Here is a 17,131-nt window from a genome sequence, read left to right as displayed (position 1 = left end):
CCTCACGAGAGCGCCTATTCTTTACTTTGTTGCCACGCAGAGAGTGGTGTAACCTCTCGCGGGGTGGCTTTCTTGCTGGGTGGCCCGGCCAACCACCGCCGCCTCCGGACCATCTGAATGCAGAGCGCCCTGAGTGTTGACCGGTTCGCGGTCACACTAATGAGGTCTTTTTCGCCCATGAACCCGCACCGCGCCGTACTGGATGGCTCACGTCGTATGTACATGAATCGCTTGTGTCGGATGGCGGTGCTGCTTGCTGCGCTGCTCCTGGGCAGCGATTCGTTCGCCCCGCGCTTGCGCGCGCAGGATAAGCCGGCGGTGACTCCCCCGGCCGGCAAACCCACGGCCGAAAGACCCCGCATCCTCGCCCTGCACGCGGCGGGCGAAGAGCGCGAAGGAGCGGCTTTTCTGCAGCGCCGCCAGCGGTGGTTCTTCCACCCGCGCACCTATCCCCTGGGCTTCATTCCCGCGGGGGCGCGCGAGCGGGCTCTGGCGCATGTGCGCCGCATGCAGCAACAGCAACAGTTGGCGCAGGGCGGCACGATACAGGGCGCGCAGTTGCAGGCCGTGCAGCCGCAGAGCGCCCCGGGTTCGGGTAGCGCGCAACTCGCGGCCCCCGGCAGCGGCACCGGGCCCGGTTTCGCGCCGCCGCCTAGCGGCACCGGAGCGGCGTGGGCGGCCATCGGCCCGCAGGCCACAATTTCAACCTTCAATCTGCCGTACACCTCGGGGCGCGTGACCGCGCTAGCCGTGGACCCCTGCGACGCGACGGGCAATACGTTCTTTCTCGGCGGAGCCGACGGCGGCGTCTGGAAGCTGACCAATGGCAGCGGGATATTGACGCCGCTCTTCGATTACCAGCCGCTGATCTCCGTCGGCGCGATCGCCATCGACCCCACATCGCATACTTGCGCAGCGTCCGTCGTTTACGTGGGTACGGGCGAAGACAATTTCGGCGGCGACAACATTTACGGCGCCGGAGTGTTCAAGTCCACCAACGGCGGCGCGACCTGGACCCGCGACAACACGTTTTCCGCTTTCGGCCTGCCCAGTAACCCTCCGCTGGACGACACTCGCGCGGGGCCGATGATCGGCGCGATTGCGGTGAACCGCAAGGCAGGTGCGAACAATATCCTGCTCGCCGCGGTCCGCGGCCGCGGGGCGGCGTTGCAGTCCGGGGTGTGGTGTTCGGCAGACAGCGGGGTGAACTGGACTCACGTGCTTCCCGTCATCGCACCGACGGCGACGGGAGATCCGGGAACCGACGTGGCCTTCGGCAGCGACGGGACGGCATGGGCGGCTCTGGGGTTTCCCTTCGGCGATTCCAATAACGGCATCTACAAATCCAGCGCCCCGGTCACGTCCTGCACGATCACCTGGACCCTGCAGAACTTGCCCGCGGGCGTCGCTGCCTCGAAGATCGGGCGAATCGCGCTGGCGATTGCTCCCTCCAACAACAACACGCTGTACGCGGCGATTGCGGACAGTTCCACGAGCTCCAGCAAACTGCTGGGCGTGGTCAAGACGACGAACGCCAGTAACGCCACTCCCAGTTGGACGCAACTGACGGCATCGCTGGTGAACGCTGCGAATGGATTCTGCAACGATCAATGCTTTTACGACCTGGTGCTGGCCGTGCACCCGGCCGACGCGAATACGGTATTCGCCGGGGGCGCGGCGAATAACGCCACGGTCATCCGCTCCCTAGATGGTGGTTCCACCTGGACGGAAATTTCCCGCAATAACGTCTCGGGCGCCTTGGATGCCCTGCATGTGGATACGCATGCCTTCGCCTTCAACACTACCGGAAGCGTTCTCTATGTGGGCAACGATGGCGGCGTCTGGAGCACCAACGATCCGAAAGGCACGGTCAGCGGCGGCTACTGGAACAATCTGAACGGCTCGCTGAACATCACGCAGTTCTATCCCGGCCTTTCCATTCACCCCTCGACGCCGAATTTCGCGCTGGGCGGCACGCAGGACAACGGCGTGCAGCTTTATAATCCCGGCAATACGGGCAGCCTGGTCTGGACGGACACGGGGCTGGGCTGCGACGGCGGCTTTACCGCCATCGATCCGCAAATTCCCAGCACGACGTATGGGGAGTGCGAGTACATTCCGAATCCCGGCGGCATTCTCGTGATCGCCGTTTCCTATGCGGGAGACGGGATACTGGGCAAGGGCTATTTGGCCACCACCGGGATCGATCCGACGGACCGCGGCAGCTTCATCCCTCCTCTGGTGCTGGACAAGAACAATCCGCAGACAATCTATTTCGGCACCTGCCGCGTCTGGCAGACCACGGACGGCGCCAACACCTGGAATGCGATTTCGCCTGATGTCACCACATCGGCCCATACCGCCGGTTGCTCCGGCACGACGGGCGGAAATCTGACGGCGATTGCAGCTGCGCCCAGCGCCTCGACGACAATTTACACGGGCGCGGATAACGGCGAGATCGAAGCCACGACCAATAGCGGCAGCACCTGGACGAGCCTGACCACCTCAGCTCTTCCGGGGCGCAGCATCACGCAGGTTGCCGTAGACCCCGCCAATTCGAAGAAAGCCTATGTGGCGTTTTCGGGCTTCGGTACCTGCAGCAATGTGGCGATAATCTGCGACGGCAAGGGCCACGTCTTCATGAGTGCAGATGCGACAAATCTGGCCGCGAATCCGTGGACAGATATAAGCGGCACTGGCGCTGGCGCCCTTCCGGACATTCCGGTGAACGACATCGTCATCGACCCCGACGATCCGACGCATAACACGCTATACATCGCCACGGATGTCGGCGCGTTTTTCACCACCGACGGCGGCACGAGCTGGTCCGTGCTGGGCGCGCCAAACACCCTGCCGAATTCGGAGATCCTCTCGCTGGTGCTGCACAATCCTTCGCGCACCCTGCGGGCCGCAACGCACGGCCGCGGCGTCTGGGACCTCAACCTGGGGCCTGCCGCGGGCACACCAGCCCTGCGGATAGGTTCCATCGCACCCTTCAAGGCCAATGCCGGCGATGGCCTTTTCACCCTGACGGTCACCGGAAGCGGTCTGACGGGCGGTACGGTGCGGTGGAATGGCTCGACGACAAACGTGACGCAGGGCGGAGGGAGCGATACGCAATTGACGGCGACAATCGCGGCGGCGCTGGTAGCAGCGAGTGGCACACCGAAGATTACGGTTACTGCCGGCGCGAATACCAGCAACGCGCTGACGTTTACGGTGCTGGGCAACCCACCTACGCTTACCAGCATTGTGCCGGCGCAGGTCACTGTAGGTTCGGCAGCGGCGACGATCACGCTGACCGGAACAAACTTCACTTCCGGTTCGCAGGTGGCGTTCAACGGCTCGACTGCGAATGTCACGGTGACGGATACCACGGGTGTGCCGACGACGCTCAAGGCGCAGCTTGCGGCCGCGCTCCTCGGGCCCTACGGCAGCACGGACGACATCACCGTGGTGAACCCGCCGCCAGGGGGCGGGGCTTCCAACGCGAAGACTTTTGCGGTGGTTGCGCCCGCACCGCCGAACGACAACTTCGCCAACGCCATCAACATTACGGTGAATAGCTATACGGACACGAAGGACAGCTCCGGCGCGACGACCGAGGCTGCGGATCCGCTTCCGGCTTGCGTATATCAATTCACCAGTGGCCAGGGGGGGAATAACGGCCCCTATGCAAACGGTCTCTACAACACTATCTGGTACAAATTCACGGCCCCGAGCAGTGGCGGCACGTTGAATCTGGACACGATCGGAAGCAGCTACGATTCCGTCCTCTCGGTCTGGACCGGTTCTTCGCAGGCCAGCCTGACGGCCGTTTCCGGCGGGTGCAACGACGACATCACTCCGGGCATCGTGCTCGAGTCGCAATTGAGCGGGGTAGCACTCACGGGCGGGACGACCTACTACATCATGGTCAGCTCGTTCGGCCCGCCCGATCCCAACCCCATCGCGCTCGGCGGAAAGAGCGTTCTCAATTTCCAGTTTGGGCAGCCGCCCTTCTCTTTGACCCCGCAGGCACCTACGAGTGTCACGGTCTCCGCCGGAAATTCGGCCAGCTATACGATTGCGGTCGCGCCGGCTAACGCATTCACCGGCACCGTGATGCTGAGTTGCTCTTCGCCCGCGCCGGCGACGAGCTGCTCGGTCAATCCGACCTCCGTGACACTGGGCAGCAGCACCAACGTGACGGTAACCGTGGCCACCACGCGGCGCGGCGCGTTGCCGCCGCCGCGTTTTCCCGGGCGCTATAGTCCGCTCGGCCGCAGGGCCCCGCTCGGGCTTCTCGCCATTCTGGTTCTCTTCTTCGCGGTATCTGTGGCGCGCCGGCCGCGGCACGCTCTGGCATTTTCCCTGCCGTTGGCAGGGTTGCTCCTGTTGCTTGCCGCCATGGCGGCGGGCTGCGGTGGTGGCAGTGGCGGGGGCGGCGGGGGAGGAGCGACCGGCACGACGGCGGGAACTTACACGATTACGGTGACCGGCACGTCAGGGGCGTCAACGTCCAGGGCAACGGTAACGCTGGTCGTCAACTGAAGCTTCACAGGCCGGAATCCATTCCCGGCGCGGCTCACGACGAGCCGCGCCGTTTCTTTTTCGAATGCTTTGTAGCGGCGAGTTTATGCCGCCATTTTTTGGTTTTACAGTGTGTCGAAAAAAGGAGGCGGCAAGATACCGGAAGAACGCTGTTTAGAAGGGCAGGGAGGCGAGATCCACGTTGCCGCCGGAGAGAATGACGCCGATCCTGGGCGCCGCGCCGTCGCCGCGCGCCGGCAGGCGCAGCGCCGCCACGCCGCCCGGCTTCAACAGAGGCGCCACGGCGACCGCGGACGACGGCTCGATGACGATCTTCATGCGCTCCCAGACGGTACGCGTGGCGGCGATGATCTCCTCTTCGCTCGCCAGCAGGATGCCTTCGACATTGCGCCGCAAAATGGCGAAGGTGCGCGGGGCCAGCGAAGCGCGCAGGCCGTCGGCGATGGTATCGCTGTGGTCGAGTCCCTGCAGTGTGCCGCTGGTGAGCGAGCGGCAGGCGTCGTCGGCGCGCTCGGGCTCGCAGCCGAAGACGCGCACCGTAGCGCGAAGGCCCTTGGCCCCCAAGGCCGTGCCGCTGAGCAGCCCGCCACCGCTGACCGGGGCCAGCACGGCGTCCAGATCCGGAATTTCTTCGAGCAATTCCTTCGCGGCCGTGGCCTGCCCGGCGATGATGCGGTCGTCATCGTAGGGATGGATCAGCGCCGCGCCGGTTTCTTGCTGGATGCGCGCGGCAGCTTCCGTGCGCGCAGAAACCTTGGGTTCGCAGAACGTGATTTTTCCCCCATAGGCTTCGACGGCGCGGCACTTCACCGCCGCAGCATTCCTGGGCATGACAATCCAGGCCGGCACGCCGCGCCAGCCCGCCGCGCAAGCCACTGCGGCGGCATGGTTGCCGCTGGAGTGCGTGACGATGCCGTGCGCCGCCTCCGCGTCGCTCAGCGAAAAAATCGCATTCGTCGCCCCGCGAATCTTGAACGACCCGGTCTTCTGCAGGTTCTCGCACTTGAAATAGAGGCGTGCCCCGGCCAGGGCGTCCAGCGAAGCGCTGGTCAGGACCGGCGTGCGGTGAATTCTCGGCGCGATGCGTGCATGAGCCGCGGCGATCTCCGCCGGGCTGGGGCCGCTGCCGTCGTATGTTTCCGGAGCAGGCGCGGTGGTCATGGCTTTGTGTGGCGCAGGAACGCGTCCTCGCACAGCTTCATTATCGCATAGGCGCCGGCAGGGAGCGTTTGCCGCCCGGCGCTAGGGTTTGGCGCCCGGCAGGCTGAAGACGATCTTCGCGCTGCCTACATTCTCGAAGCGATCGTAGGCGCGCAGGGCGAGCGTATGTTCGCCGGAGGAGAGGCCGGTGAGCGGCAACTCGTAGCGCTCTTCGGGAGCATCGCTGATGCCGCCCACAGGTGCGACCAGAGTCCACTCGCCGCCGTCCAGGCTGTACTGCGCACGGTCGATTCCGCTGGCGGCGTCGTGCGCCAGGAAATGCGCCATGGCCGCGCCTTTCTTCGTATCGGCTTCGGCGCGGAGCTGTTCGACGGCAGGCGGGGTATTGTCCACCTCGAAGCGCTCGCTCTCGCGGCTTGCGGTAAGCGCCAGCGCCGGCGGATTGGACGGGACATCCGTCGCGATGATCTTCAGGTAGTAGGCGCCGTCGGGGAATGCCGTGGTGTCCCAACTGAAATGCCTCTGCTCCAGGCCTTCCTTCAGGAGCTTCCACTGGGTCTCGGCTTCGCCGCGGTAGTAGACGGCGTAGCGCAATTCGTCGTCGTTGTCGTCATGCGTGCTCCACAGGACGGAGCGGTAGCCCTTCTGCGCGAAGGCCTGGGGCGGCGCTTCCATGCTCGCCACGCCCGCGCGCTGCAGCGGCTGGGGAAAGGGGGAGGCGGGGGCGTTGCTGGCCGGAGGAAGCTTCAGGTTGACGGGCGTCTGCCCGGGCATGGGGCTGCCAGAGGGCGCACCCTGTACGCGCACCCCGGGGTCCTGCACGACGATGGCGTCGATTACCGGGGCGACATTGCGCGGAAGATAGGCGATGCTTACCCAGTCGATGCCGGCGCCCGGCCGGGCGTCGCGGAGCACTGCCTTCCACTGCACGAAACGCGCGGGCGGCGCCTGCACGGTTTCTCCCGATGTTGTGTATGGCCCGGACCACGGGCTCCACTCGCGCCCGGGATCTTCGGTGTTGCCGGAGCGCGCATAGAAGGAGATACGCGGCTCGGCGCTTGCCGGGGCAGCGGCTTGCTTCGCCGCATTGGCCGGCGGCGGGCCCCACCATTCGATGCGGCCCCACTGGGTAAAGAGCTGCGCATCGAAGGATTGCGACTCGAACGTGCCTTCGGGTTCGAACTCCGGCCCGGCGGAGAAAACTTTTCCGGGATTCGCGGTGCAGAGATAGACCTTGCCGTCGGCGGCGCGCGCGAGCCCGGTGATCTGCGCCGAGCCGGACTTGGCGAGCTGCGCGAAGACCCCGCGGCCGTCAATCACCAGCAGGGCGCCCTTGTTGCCGGTGCCGGCGAGGACGCGGCCGTCGCTGTTCAGCCCCAGCGAATAGACGGTTTCTTCGCGCGAGGACCAAATCTCTTCGGGAGCGCCGTCGGGAGCGAGGCGGTAGATGCTGCTGGAAATGAGCTGCGGAAAGGGCGTGAAGGGAGCAGCCATCTGCAGGCCGCCGGAAGAAACGACAATTCCGGTGGCGGCTCCGGCGGGAAGCTGCATCTGGGGAGGAGTCTGGATCTGCGGCGCGCCAGCCGGAGTGGGGCGCGGTTTTTCGCCAATGGCCGCGGCGTAGATGCTGCCGTCGGGCGCCACCAGCAAGGCGGTGACTTCGCGCTTGGAGGTTTCCTGCAGGACAAAGGCTCCGCGTTCCGGATTGCCTGCGGCCAAGGCGATGCGCAGGATGCGCCCGCTGGGCTCGGTGCCGGCAAGGAGGTTGCCGCGGCCGTCCAGCGCCAGGACCCGGATGTGCGCCTCGTCGCTGGCGTAAAAAAGTTCGCTCTTGCCGCCGGGCGCCACCGCGAAGATCTGTCCCTTGTCGCCGGTGGCGACATAGAGCGTGCCGTCGGGTCCGGTGACCAGGTCCCAGATGTATTTCGTCTTGGGTTCGAAGAAGACGGATTTTTCGCCCTGCGCGGTAACGTGATAGACCTTGCCGTCGGGCGAGGTGCCGACGTAGAGCCCGCCCTTGCCGTCGAAGGCGATGGCTTGTGCGGAGAGTTCGGTGGATTCAAAGAGCGTGGAGGGCTTGCCGGCGGCATCGAAGCGGAAGACTTTTGCCGGGGAACCCCCCGCGGCATAGAGCCCGCCTTTGCCGTCCAGGCGCAGCGACCAGAGGTAGGAGGCGTCGGCATCGGCGATCAGGCGAATGCGCGGGGCCAGTTCGAGGTGCCCGTCGCTGCGCACAGCGATGCCGCGCGCCGTGCCCTTCAGAAAGTTCTCGTAACTCGTCTGGCGCCAGCGGCGGGTGCGCTCCGCGCGAAGCGCCGCGGCCCCCGCGAGGAGCAGGCCGAGCGCCAGGGCCAGGGAAATGCCGCGCCGAAGGGATGGTTTCATCGGTTTCCTCGATTGGTTCCATGTAAGTTTGCGCGCTGCCGGCATCTAGCGCACCGAAAGCGTCAGCGAAATAACCCCGGAAACGGGGCCGCCGAGCTCCGCCGAATCCTCGCTAGCCAGCGATTCCGGCAGGATCCGGACGCTGCCCGGCGCGGGCCGGCCGTCGAGAACATTGATCTGCGACAGCGGGATGTTGGGCATTTCCGTGCCGGCCCACAGCAGTGTCGGCGAGGGCACGAAGAGGCCAGCATACAGCCGGTCGTTGCGCCGCTCGCTGTTCAGCTGCGAAATGAGCTGTTCCAGGCCGTCTTCGGAGCCGGCCCCGCCGGGAGAGAAGCCGCGCGAAGCGCGCGTCAGCCATTCCGCGTCGCTGACGACGACGCGCAGCGTGGTGCCGCGTACGATCTGCTCCGGGACGCGCACGGCCAGTTCCTGGATCCGCGACGCCCCGCGATAGGGCCGCAAGAGGACGCGCACGCGCAGCGTTTCGCCCGGGTGCGCTTCGCCGTTTTCCAGCCAGGCGGTTTCGATGGTGTAGGAGCGACGCCCCGGCGTGCTTTCGACGCGCAGCGCAATGCCTTCCACGGACGGCTCCTCGAAGCTGTTGGCAAAGAGCCGGGCAAAGGCATTCTGTACGCTCATGGCCACGGGGAAGCCGTCGGGACTAAGAGTATCGCCGGGGGCGTAGATGTTTTCGAGGTGCACGCTGGAGTGGCCTTTGATGCGCACTTCACCCTGCAGGCGCAGCGTCGTGCCTTCTCCGTAGAGGGCGTTTTGCGTCAGGCCGTTCAGGGTGGTGATGGCCACGAGGAGCGGGGTCAGCTTGGGGTGGTTCACCAGCTCGAAATGATATTTTTTTTCGGCGGCGCCGGCGACCACCGTCAGATCCAGGGGCACGAGCGGCGGGGGGGGACCCAGTTTGCCGATGACGGCGGTGAGATGGTCTTCCGTGATAGCGCCGATGGGGCCGCCGACGTTCACGATTTTGGTCGAGGAGAGATCGGAGGAGAGCGTGGTGAGGACGCGGCTGCGGGCCATGGGCAGGTTGACGCTGCCGAGTTTGAGGAACGGGTGGCCGCAGAGATAGACGCGGCCGTCGCGGATGGCGGTGACCGTGCAAGCCGAACTGATGGAGGCGTCGCCCTGCACGAGCACCATGCCGGCCATATCGCCGGGGTGCAACTGGGCGTCATCGGCGCGGGGCGCCGCCGTCCCGCCCTGCGCCGCGACGAAGCCGTATCCGGCGAGCTGCGGCGCAAACTGCTGCAGCGTGGCGGGCTGGAAGCCGGAGAAGACCAGCGGCGTGTCGATGGGCTCGAGCGAAGAGCCGCTGGGGAGAGCGTTATGGCTGGCGATGTCGCCGGGCAGGGAAAACGGCTGCAGAGCGGCGCGCAGTTCGCCGGAAGCCGGTTCCGGCTGGAGAACGTCCTGGATCGGGGTGACGCCAGCGATGGGCTCTTTGGTGAAGATGCCGAGTTTCAGGGAGAGCGCGCCGGCCAACTTGCCTTCGAGATAGACCGGGCTGCCGCTCATCCCGGCCACTACACCGGTGTGCTCGACCTTGGGGCCCTTGAGCTGGACCAGAATGATCGATTGCTTCGGACCGAGAAAATTGGGCATTACGCCGATGACTTCGAGGTCAAACTTTTCGATCTGGTCCCCGGCAAAGATCGTGTAGGCATAGCCCTGCATGCCGGGGCGGACCTGATCCAGAGGAAGAATCTCGCCGGCATTCGGGGCGGCGGAGAGGGCAGCGGCCAGGCTGAGGCTCCCCGCGAACGCGAGAAGCGCGGCGAGAAGACGATGCAAAATAGGGCGAGACATGGTTCGATGGGATTGGACGGGCATCATGAATTTACAATGATACTTGGCAGGGTAGCGGGAAGCAATTGGAGCGATGAGGTGCCCCGCATCGTTTCGGCCAGGACAACCAGCAGCTACTCCATCGCGCAGTCCTGACCGGAGCGATGGTCGGCTTGCGGGTGAGAGATAGCCCGCTGAATTGCGCTATTTGGCGGTAGACATCTCTCCGGAGAACGGCGGGGGCTGCCCGCTGATTTCGCAACTGCTTTCTCTGCAGCGTGATAGCTTGTATTGGCGGCGTGCGATTTTTGGTCTCTGATGTGCTCTTTTATGTAAAATGCCCGGGAAGGCCCCGACAGAGGTTCCTGCCGGAAAAGGGAGGCTGCGATGATTCTGGGAAACTTTCTGCTCCTTGCAACGCTGGTTGTGGCTGCGGGAGTGCTCCTGGTCGGATGCATCGTCGGTGTGCGTACTTACTTGCGGTATCGGGGGAAGATGCTGGTGACCTGCCCGGAAACGGGGAAGCCTGCCGCGGTGAGCGTGAATACTGGACAGGCGGTTCGTGAGTCCGTGCTGGGCCACGGGCATATCTGGCTAGAGGAATGCTCGCGCTGGCCGGAGCGCAAGAACTGCGGACAAGAATGCCTAACCCAGATCGAAGCCGATCCGGAGAACTGCCTGGTGTGGACGAAGGTTGCGAACTGGTATGCGGGGCAGAGTTGCGCGTACTGCCATAAGCCCTTCGGTGAGATCCACTGGCACGATCACCGGCCGGCGCTGGTGGGCCCGGATCGGAAGACAGTGCAGTGGAATGAGATTCCCGCGGAGCGCCTGCTGGAAGTATTTGAAACGCACTGGCCGGTCTGCTGGGACTGCCACATCGCGGAAACTTTCCGGCACGAGCATCCTGAGCTGGTAGTCGACCGGCCGTGGAAACGCGGGGCAATGGGTGAAATCATTCCCGAACACAAAAGCAAAACCAGCAAGTCGAACCCGGTTGGCTGAATTTTTCAGCGGTCACCGATAAGTGTGACCGCAATGCGGTGAACGCAAGAACAGTACGCGCTCCACAGCTAACAAGTAAGGGCAGGCACAGCCCTTGTGCCTCTGCGGCCCAAAAGATCACTCTGTGTGCTAGTGCATGCCGAAGATTTTTTCCGGAGAATCCTCAAAAGGGTAAACGTGGACCATCCAGCCGAAGACCGAGGGCCGGAAGCGGCCGCCGGCGGCATCGCAGGCTCTCTGCGTGCTGATCGAGCCGTGCAGGCCGAACCTGGTCCAGTCAGCGGACTTTTTCTGGCCGCGCGGGGGCAGGCAAAGATTGGTGTGCAAATGCCACCGCGCGATGCTGAGCGGGACGCGCGCGTTCAATTGCTCCTCGGTGGCGCTTTTCGGCATGGTGTACATGGCGCCGACCAATTCGTAGCCTCCTGAGATTTTCTTGTAGAGGAGGGAAGTGGGACGCGCGGGGTCGAAAGTCAGGGCTTCGAGAAAGCCGTGCCAGTAGTTGGTGAAGTGATATTCGGGCTGCGGAACGCCGGGCAGGAAGATCTTGTAACCGTCGGCGAGCGCCGCGTGATAGTCCTTGTATTTGGCGATGGCCTCGCGCAACTGCGCGGCGAGTTGGGCGGCGCGCTGCTCATCGGCCTCGTTGCGCGGCCGGGGCGCAGTCAGGTGCATGTGCGGACCGGCTGCATGGCGGTGCATCATGTCGTTGACGGCGTTCCCCTCGGTGCTTTTTTCATCCCTCATGTCCATGCCGGGCATCTGATCGTGTTGCATGGCGTCGCTGTGTTCGATGGCTTGCGGCGCGGGGACCTGCGCGGGAGAAGGCTCCTGCTGCGGAAGCTCGGGAGAGCGCCGGCCGGGCATGGCCGCCAGCAGCACGGCGAGCGCGAGCAATCCGCAGACGGTCAACAGGGCTCTGGTGATGTGTCGAATCCAGGTGTGAGAGGTCATACCCGTTTTCCCCCTGACCATGTTACGCAACAGGGCGCCAGAGAATAGCAAGGCGTTCGCGGCGGTGTTCCACAATCGCATAGCTGGCCCAAAGGGCAAGGAAGGGGGCAAGGGGATGGCGATAACGCAGGCTGCATGGGGCATGACCGTAAAAAGTGCGTGATACACTGAGCCGATGGGGAAACATACTGTCGAACCGGCAAGATTGATCAGCGGGGGCCTCGAGCCGCCCGGCGACAAATCCATATCCCACCGCTACGCGATGTTTGCTGCGCTGGCCGAGGGCACGAGCGAGTTGCGGCATTTTTCCTCCGCGGCGGACTGCCAGAGCACGCTGGAGTGCATGCGCGCGCTGGGCGCCGCGGTGCAGCGCGAGAAGGACCTGGCGCGGGTCACGGGGCATGGACCACGGGGGCTGCGCGGGAGCAAACGCGCGCTGGATGCGGGCAACTCGGGCACGACGATGCGCTTGCTCGCGGGGATTCTTTGCGGGCAGAGATTCACGTCCACACTGACCGGGGACGCTTCACTGCGGCGGCGGCCGATGCGCCGGGTGATTGCGCCCTTGCGCGAAATGGGTGCGGAGATCAAAGCGCGCGAGGATAATTTCGCGCCGCTGGAGATTTGCGGCGGGGACCTGCGGCCGATCGAGTATGTGATGCCCATGGCCAGCGCGCAGGTGAAGTCCGCGGTGCTGCTGGCGGGCCTCTTTGCGGACGGGACGACGTCGGTCAGCGAGCCGGCGCGCACGCGCGATCACACGGAACTGGCGCTGGAGGCCTTCGGGGTGCCCGTGGAAAAAAGAGGGCGGACGGTGAGCGTGCAGGGCCTGGTCTTCGGAAAGGGCGGCGGGCGGCTGGAGGCGCGGCAGCTCGATGTGCCGGGCGATCTTTCCTCCGCTGTTTTCTTCATCGCCGCGGCGCTGCTGCTGCCGGAATCGAACCTGCTGATCCACAACGTCGGGCTGAATCCGACGCGCACGGCGGTGTTGGACCTGCTGGCGTCCATGGGGGGAACCATCAATATTGTTTCGCCGCGGGTGGCCAACGGGGAGATTGCCGGCGATATCGTGGTGCGCGGCTCGGAGCTGAAGGGCGGGGTGATCGAAGGAGAGACGGTGCCGCTGGTGATCGACGAACTGCCGATGCTCGCGGCGCTTGGGCCATTCACCGAGCAGGGCATCGAGATCCGGGACGCCAAAGAGCTGCGCGTGAAGGAGAGCGACCGCATCGCGGCGCTGGCGGAGAATCTGAAGCGCATGGGCGCGCGAGTGGAAGAGCGGCCGGACGGGCTGCGCGTGGAGGGCCGCGCCGCGGGGCGCCTGCGCGGAGCGGAGATCGAGCCGCACGGGGATCATCGGATTGCCATGGCGTTTGCGGTGGCGGGGCTGGCGGCGGAGGGAGCGACACGGATACGGGATGCGGAGTGCGCGGGGGTGTCTTATCCGGAGTTCTACAAGGAACTGGAACGGCTGGCGGAGAGGTAAGTTCAAAAGCAAAAAGTAGAAGAGTTCAAAAGCATGAGAGTGTAAGAGACGGTGACTGCAAATGACTGGACTCTTCCGGCTCTTGTACTCGTGAACTCTTTTTAGGTGCCCTTGTGGAGGGCGATGGAGCCGTAGCTGGTCTTCAGGGTGATTTTGGGGCCGTGCGCGCCGAGTTGACCTTCGAGATGCGCGTCGCCGGATTCGGTGGTGGTCTTCTTGAGGGAGGCGGCGTCGAATTCGGAGTCGATGTCGCCGGAGTGGGAGTCGGCCGCGATGGTGAAGGCGGAAGCCGCGGGGAGCATGAGGGTAATGCCCGCGGACTTGTTGGTGATTTCGACGTCTTCCTTGGGGGGCGAGGCGAAGCGGAGCTTGACGTCGCCGTCGCGGTTGTCGATTTTGAGCTTGCCAGTGACGTTGTCGAGGGTGATGTCGTAGGAATTGGTGCGCAGGGTCAGGTTGCCGGTGGAATCGAAGATGTCCAGGTTGCCGGAGCCGGCTTCGAGATGGCCGGCGAGCTGAGTAAGCGTCAAATCGGTGCGGTGGGAGATGAAACGCACGCCCTTGGCGACCTTCTCCGCGCGGATCGGGCCGTAGAACTCGCCGTCGAGCGTCAGCCCGCCCGTGGCGTTGATCACTTCGACTTCGCCGCCCCGCCCGGAAAGTTTTACATCCCCGTTCACGCCCGAAACTTTCACGTCGCCGCGGCGAAGGTCCACGCTGACGTCGGAGCCCGCCTCGCGGACTTCGATATCGCCCGTCTGCGAGGTGATGTCAATCTCTCCGGCGACGTCGGAAACTTCCACATTGCCTCCTTCCTTGCGGATAGTGAGGATGGCCTTGCGCGGCACCTCGACGTCCAGGTCCATGGCGATGCGGCGGTCGCCGGGATCGTAGCCGGCGGGCCGGACCTCGTAGGCGTCGCCCTCCTGAACGATCTGCAGGGAGGCCGGAGCGGCCAAGCGCTGGGCTTCGCTCTTGCTCCAGGCGCGGATGTTCTTCTTGGCGGAAAGGCGGATCTGCGCGGTGTCGCCTGCGCGCACGCGGATATCGCCACGTCCGTTGCGGATGGTGATGCGTGCGTTTGCGGGCACGGCGCGGGGAGCGACGTCCAGGTCGTAGGTGTAGGAGTTGCCGAAGACGTCGCCAATCTCGGGGTTCTTCCGCAGAACAAAATCGCTGGCGGCAAAAATGCCGACGAGGGCCAGCAGCAGAAGCACGAGAAAAACTTCGCCGGTGGTGATGGCGCCGGAGCCGGCGGCGCCCAGGCGGCGGGCGGCGGTGCGTTCGTAGAGCTTGGTGAGCCCCCAGAGAATCAGGAGCAGGGGCCACCAGTGGCGGAAGAGGTGGCCAAAGTCGAGGCCGCCGCGGTAATTATGAATGAGAAAGAGTACGCCGAAGAGAAGCAGTACCAAGGCGCTGAAGAGTGAACTGCGGCGTGTGCGGTTGGCGGCCATGAGGATCTATCGCCCCTGTCCCGGGTTGCCCGGCGCCGGCGGTTGCACCCTGGCCGCGCCGTGGCCTTCCGTGGAGGCCAGCGATTCGGCCAGCTTGATCAGGCCGATGACGATCAGCAGGACCGGCCAGGTGTAGTGGAAGCCAAAATAGTCGCCACGCCACTCGTTGAGCAGAAAGAGCACGCCCAGAGTGATGAGCACAGCCGGGCCCATCAGCCCGTGCAGCATGCAGCGCTGGCACGCACAGCGGATTCGATCAGCCATTGTCAGACTCCTCTCACGCGGCGCGTCCCAGGCGCTTGCGCAGCATCAGGATCCCAGCCACGATGAGAATCAGCGGCCAGAGCTGTCCCAGGCGGTCCCAGGGAAACCAGCCAAAATTGCTCAACAGGAAGAGCGCGCCCAGCACGATCAGCAGAATGGCGCCGATGGGTTTTTCCTTGACCCAAGTTTCGAGGGGATCGGGAGCAGCCTGACCGGCGCGGCGGGCCTGCGCGGTGCGCATGGCGTCGAAGGCCATGTAGAAGATGAAGCCGGCGAGGGAAAGACCAAGAACCGGCTCCAGGTTCTCGTTGGTTACGGTGCTGAGACCGATCACGAGTGCGGCGAAAACAAGGATGTGAATCAGCCCTTTATTGTATTCGCCGTTGTAGATGGCGCCCAAGCCGGGAAAGAAGCCGAGAATAAAGGCCACGGCTGGGTTGGAGCCGGAAGCTGCCGGGGGCAGAGCGGCCGGAGCGGCGGGGGGAGCGGCATGGCCCATGACCGCGGCGAGGCAGTCCTCGCAGTAGAGAACGTCGCGGACCGGGCGCGTGCAGGCGGCGCACAGGGCCTTGCCACAGTTGCGGCAGTAGCCGACGGCTTCGTGTTCCGTATGGACCGCGCAGTTCATGGGAGGCTCCTTTGCATGCGTGACCGCGAAGCGGTCAACTGGCTGAAGGGCGTCAAGATGGTCGCCAGAACGGTCAGGCCGGGGCGATTGCCGTAAGTTCGATTGAAATGCCGCGGAGTGTTGGAAATGCCCGGCTGGTCGTCCGGACCCGATGGCGGAGCGGAGGGTGGAGCGGAGTTTTCCGGGGCGGCGGGGTTCTCGGTATCCGGGCGCAGACGCGACTGGATCTCATAGACCACGCGCAGATCGCTGATGAATTTGGAGCCGCGGGCGTAGGCCAGGTGTGCCTGACGGTCGGCGCTGCGGTAGAGGGTAACCGGGTGCAGTTCCGCGAGGCGGGGCTTGCGCCAGGAGAAACCCGCGGCGGTCAGGACCACGGCCAAGGTGGCGAGGACGGAGGCGGCGCCATAAGCGAATTTCGGCGACGCCAGGCCGCGCAGGAAATCGCGGAGGAAGCGCCAGGGGGAAGACGATTCGCGCGGACCGAGGGTCTTGTCGAGAATGTTGTAGACGAGGTGCGGGGGCGTCTCCACCGGCGCGAGAGTGTGAAGTCCGGCCAGGAGCTGCGGGAGACTGGTTACCAGCGGAGCGCACTGCGCACAGGAGCTGGCGTGCGCGAGAAAAGCCTCGCGGTCGGCGGGAGAGAGCAAGCCGTCGAGGTAATCGCTGAGGCTCGTTTCGATTTGTTCGCAGGTCCAGCTCATGGTTCGCTCCGCGCTAGCATCTCCCTAATGAGGCCGCACTCCCATCTGCTGAAGAATGCGCGCCAGTTCGATCCGGCCGCGGTTGATTCTCGATTTTACCGTTCCTTCGGGCACTCCAAGTACCGTCCGAATTTCGACATATTCCAGACCCTGCAAGTCACGCAGGATAACCGCTTCGCGCAGTTCCGGAGAAAGCTTCTGCAGGCCAGCCTGAATCTGCGCGCTGAGTTCAGCGAGCAGCGCCTGCTCATCGGGGCGGCGCGCCGAGGACTCCTTGTTCTCGACCACGGGCATGGCGTAGTCGAGGGAATCGGTGAGGCGATCGCGCTTGGTGCGGCGGTAGTGGTCAATGAGGAGGTTGCGGGTCACGCTGGTCATCCAGGTGGCAAAGCCGCCGTGGGCGGAGCGGTAAGTGGCGAGCGTGCGGTAAATCCTCAAAAAAACCTCCTGCGCCAGATCCTCGGCCTCGCTGCCATTGCCGGTGAAGCGATAGCAAAGGTTATACACGCGCCGGGTGTGGCGGCGCACGAGTTCCTCCCAGGCCGAACCATCGCCCTGGAGGCATTGCTGGACCAGTTGGGCATCCTGCTCCAACGTTGCATTAGCCTCGAATCCTGCTAGGTCTTTCGGCCTGCCACACTATGGAACGCAAACTGCTCCTGGAATGTTCCCTGCTGGCGGACCTGGTAAGGGGCCCCCCTCGGCGGCATCTTACCCACCCCCGAGCCGGGGTACAAGCCTGGGCTAAGTATTT

At 64.6% G+C, this 17,131-nt stretch carries 12 protein-coding genes; 3 read left to right on the top strand and 9 right to left on the bottom strand.

What is annotated here, in order from left to right:
* The first annotated feature begins 216 nt into the window (after positions 1–216).
* On the top strand, positions 217–4,533 hold the full coding sequence (locus LAN61_15200) for a hypothetical protein (GenBank protein ID MBZ5541862.1): 4,317 nt from the start codon (positions 217–219) through the stop codon (positions 4,531–4,533).
* Between the two features lie 153 nt (positions 4,534–4,686).
* On the opposite strand, the gene LAN61_15195 is transcribed toward LAN61_15200, so the two are convergent.
* From LAN61_15195 to LAN61_15185, 3 genes are all read right to left on the bottom strand, one after another.
* A complete protein-coding gene (locus LAN61_15195; GenBank protein MBZ5541861.1) occupies positions 4,687–5,694 on the bottom strand; it encodes a pyridoxal-phosphate dependent enzyme in 1,008 nt (335 codons plus the stop codon).
* A gap of 81 nt (positions 5,695–5,775) precedes the next feature.
* Positions 5,776–8,079, bottom strand: a complete 2,304-nt coding sequence (locus tag LAN61_15190) for a hypothetical protein (GenBank protein ID MBZ5541860.1) — start codon at positions 8,077–8,079, stop codon at positions 5,776–5,778.
* A gap of 45 nt (positions 8,080–8,124) precedes the next feature.
* Complete coding sequence (locus LAN61_15185; protein ID MBZ5541859.1) at positions 8,125–9,903, bottom strand: hypothetical protein; 1,779 nt, start codon at positions 9,901–9,903, stop codon at positions 8,125–8,127.
* A gap of 366 nt (positions 9,904–10,269) precedes the next feature.
* Between LAN61_15185 and LAN61_15180 the strand changes: the two genes are divergently transcribed.
* Entirely contained in the window at positions 10,270–10,887 is a 618-nt protein-coding gene (locus tag LAN61_15180; GenBank protein MBZ5541858.1) for a hypothetical protein, read from the top strand.
* A 129-nt stretch (positions 10,888–11,016) separates the two neighbouring features.
* On the opposite strand, the gene LAN61_15175 is transcribed toward LAN61_15180, so the two are convergent.
* Positions 11,017–11,841: a hypothetical protein gene (locus tag LAN61_15175; GenBank protein ID MBZ5541857.1), complete on the bottom strand. Its 825-nt coding sequence runs from the start codon at positions 11,839–11,841 to the stop codon at positions 11,017–11,019.
* A gap of 175 nt (positions 11,842–12,016) precedes the next feature.
* On the opposite strand from LAN61_15175, the gene aroA reads away from it, so the two are divergent.
* Positions 12,017–13,327, top strand: coding sequence for a 3-phosphoshikimate 1-carboxyvinyltransferase (gene aroA / locus LAN61_15170; GenBank protein MBZ5541856.1), 1,311 nt, complete (start codon positions 12,017–12,019; stop codon positions 13,325–13,327).
* A gap of 101 nt (positions 13,328–13,428) precedes the next feature.
* On the opposite strand, the gene LAN61_15165 is transcribed toward aroA, so the two are convergent.
* Genes LAN61_15165 through LAN61_15145 form a run of 5 tightly spaced genes read right to left on the bottom strand, consistent with a single transcriptional unit; the run spans position 13,429 to position 16,971 of the window.
* The gene (locus LAN61_15165; protein MBZ5541855.1) at positions 13,429–14,781 is read right to left on the bottom strand and encodes a DUF4097 family beta strand repeat-containing protein; all 1,353 of its coding nucleotides are present in this window, start codon (positions 14,779–14,781) and stop codon (positions 13,429–13,431) included.
* A gap of 6 nt (positions 14,782–14,787) precedes the next feature.
* The gene (locus tag LAN61_15160) at positions 14,788–15,045 is read right to left on the bottom strand and encodes a DUF5668 domain-containing protein (protein ID MBZ5541854.1); all 258 of its coding nucleotides are present in this window, start codon (positions 15,043–15,045) and stop codon (positions 14,788–14,790) included.
* A gap of 13 nt (positions 15,046–15,058) precedes the next feature.
* A complete protein-coding gene (locus tag LAN61_15155) occupies positions 15,059–15,673 on the bottom strand; it encodes a DUF5668 domain-containing protein (protein MBZ5541853.1) in 615 nt (204 codons plus the stop codon).
* Complete coding sequence (locus tag LAN61_15150) at positions 15,670–16,377, bottom strand: zf-HC2 domain-containing protein (GenBank protein ID MBZ5541852.1); 708 nt, start codon at positions 16,375–16,377, stop codon at positions 15,670–15,672. Before LAN61_15150 ends, LAN61_15155 begins: the two co-directional genes overlap by 4 nt.
* A 24-nt stretch (positions 16,378–16,401) precedes the next feature.
* Positions 16,402–16,971 carry a sigma-70 family RNA polymerase sigma factor gene (locus LAN61_15145; protein MBZ5541851.1) on the bottom strand — a complete coding sequence of 190 codons (570 nt, stop codon included), beginning with the start codon at positions 16,969–16,971 and terminating at the stop codon, positions 16,402–16,404.
* Positions 16,972–17,131 lie beyond the last annotated feature (160 nt).

Source organism: Terriglobia bacterium (genome assembly GCA_020072785.1).
Classification (GTDB): Bacteria; Acidobacteriota; Terriglobia; order Acidiferrales; family UBA7541; genus Acidiferrum.
Note: the sequence above shows the minus strand (reverse complement) of the source record. Positions and strands in the feature narration are given on the sequence as shown.

Excerpts from the sequence above, each read along its gene's own strand:
- LAN61_15200 (MBZ5541862.1), top strand. The coding sequence starts at position 217 with ATGTACATGAATCGCTTGTGTCGGATGGCGGTGCTGCTTGCTGCGCTG.
- LAN61_15195 (MBZ5541861.1), bottom strand. The coding sequence starts at position 5,694 with ATGACCACCGCGCCTGCTCCGGAAACATACGACGGCAGCGGCCCCAGC.
- LAN61_15190 (MBZ5541860.1), bottom strand. The coding sequence starts at position 8,079 with ATGAAACCATCCCTTCGGCGCGGCATTTCCCTGGCCCTGGCGCTCGGC.
- LAN61_15185 (MBZ5541859.1), bottom strand. The coding sequence starts at position 9,903 with ATGTCTCGCCCTATTTTGCATCGTCTTCTCGCCGCGCTTCTCGCGTTC.
- LAN61_15180 (MBZ5541858.1), top strand. The coding sequence starts at position 10,270 with ATGATTCTGGGAAACTTTCTGCTCCTTGCAACGCTGGTTGTGGCTGCG.
- LAN61_15175 (MBZ5541857.1), bottom strand. The coding sequence starts at position 11,841 with ATGACCTCTCACACCTGGATTCGACACATCACCAGAGCCCTGTTGACC.
- aroA (MBZ5541856.1), top strand. The coding sequence starts at position 12,017 with ATGGGGAAACATACTGTCGAACCGGCAAGATTGATCAGCGGGGGCCTC.
- LAN61_15165 (MBZ5541855.1), bottom strand. The coding sequence starts at position 14,781 with ATGGCCGCCAACCGCACACGCCGCAGTTCACTCTTCAGCGCCTTGGTA.
- LAN61_15160 (MBZ5541854.1), bottom strand. The coding sequence starts at position 15,045 with ATGGCTGATCGAATCCGCTGTGCGTGCCAGCGCTGCATGCTGCACGGG.
- LAN61_15155 (MBZ5541853.1), bottom strand. The coding sequence starts at position 15,673 with ATGAACTGCGCGGTCCATACGGAACACGAAGCCGTCGGCTACTGCCGC.
- LAN61_15150 (MBZ5541852.1), bottom strand. The coding sequence starts at position 16,377 with ATGAGCTGGACCTGCGAACAAATCGAAACGAGCCTCAGCGATTACCTC.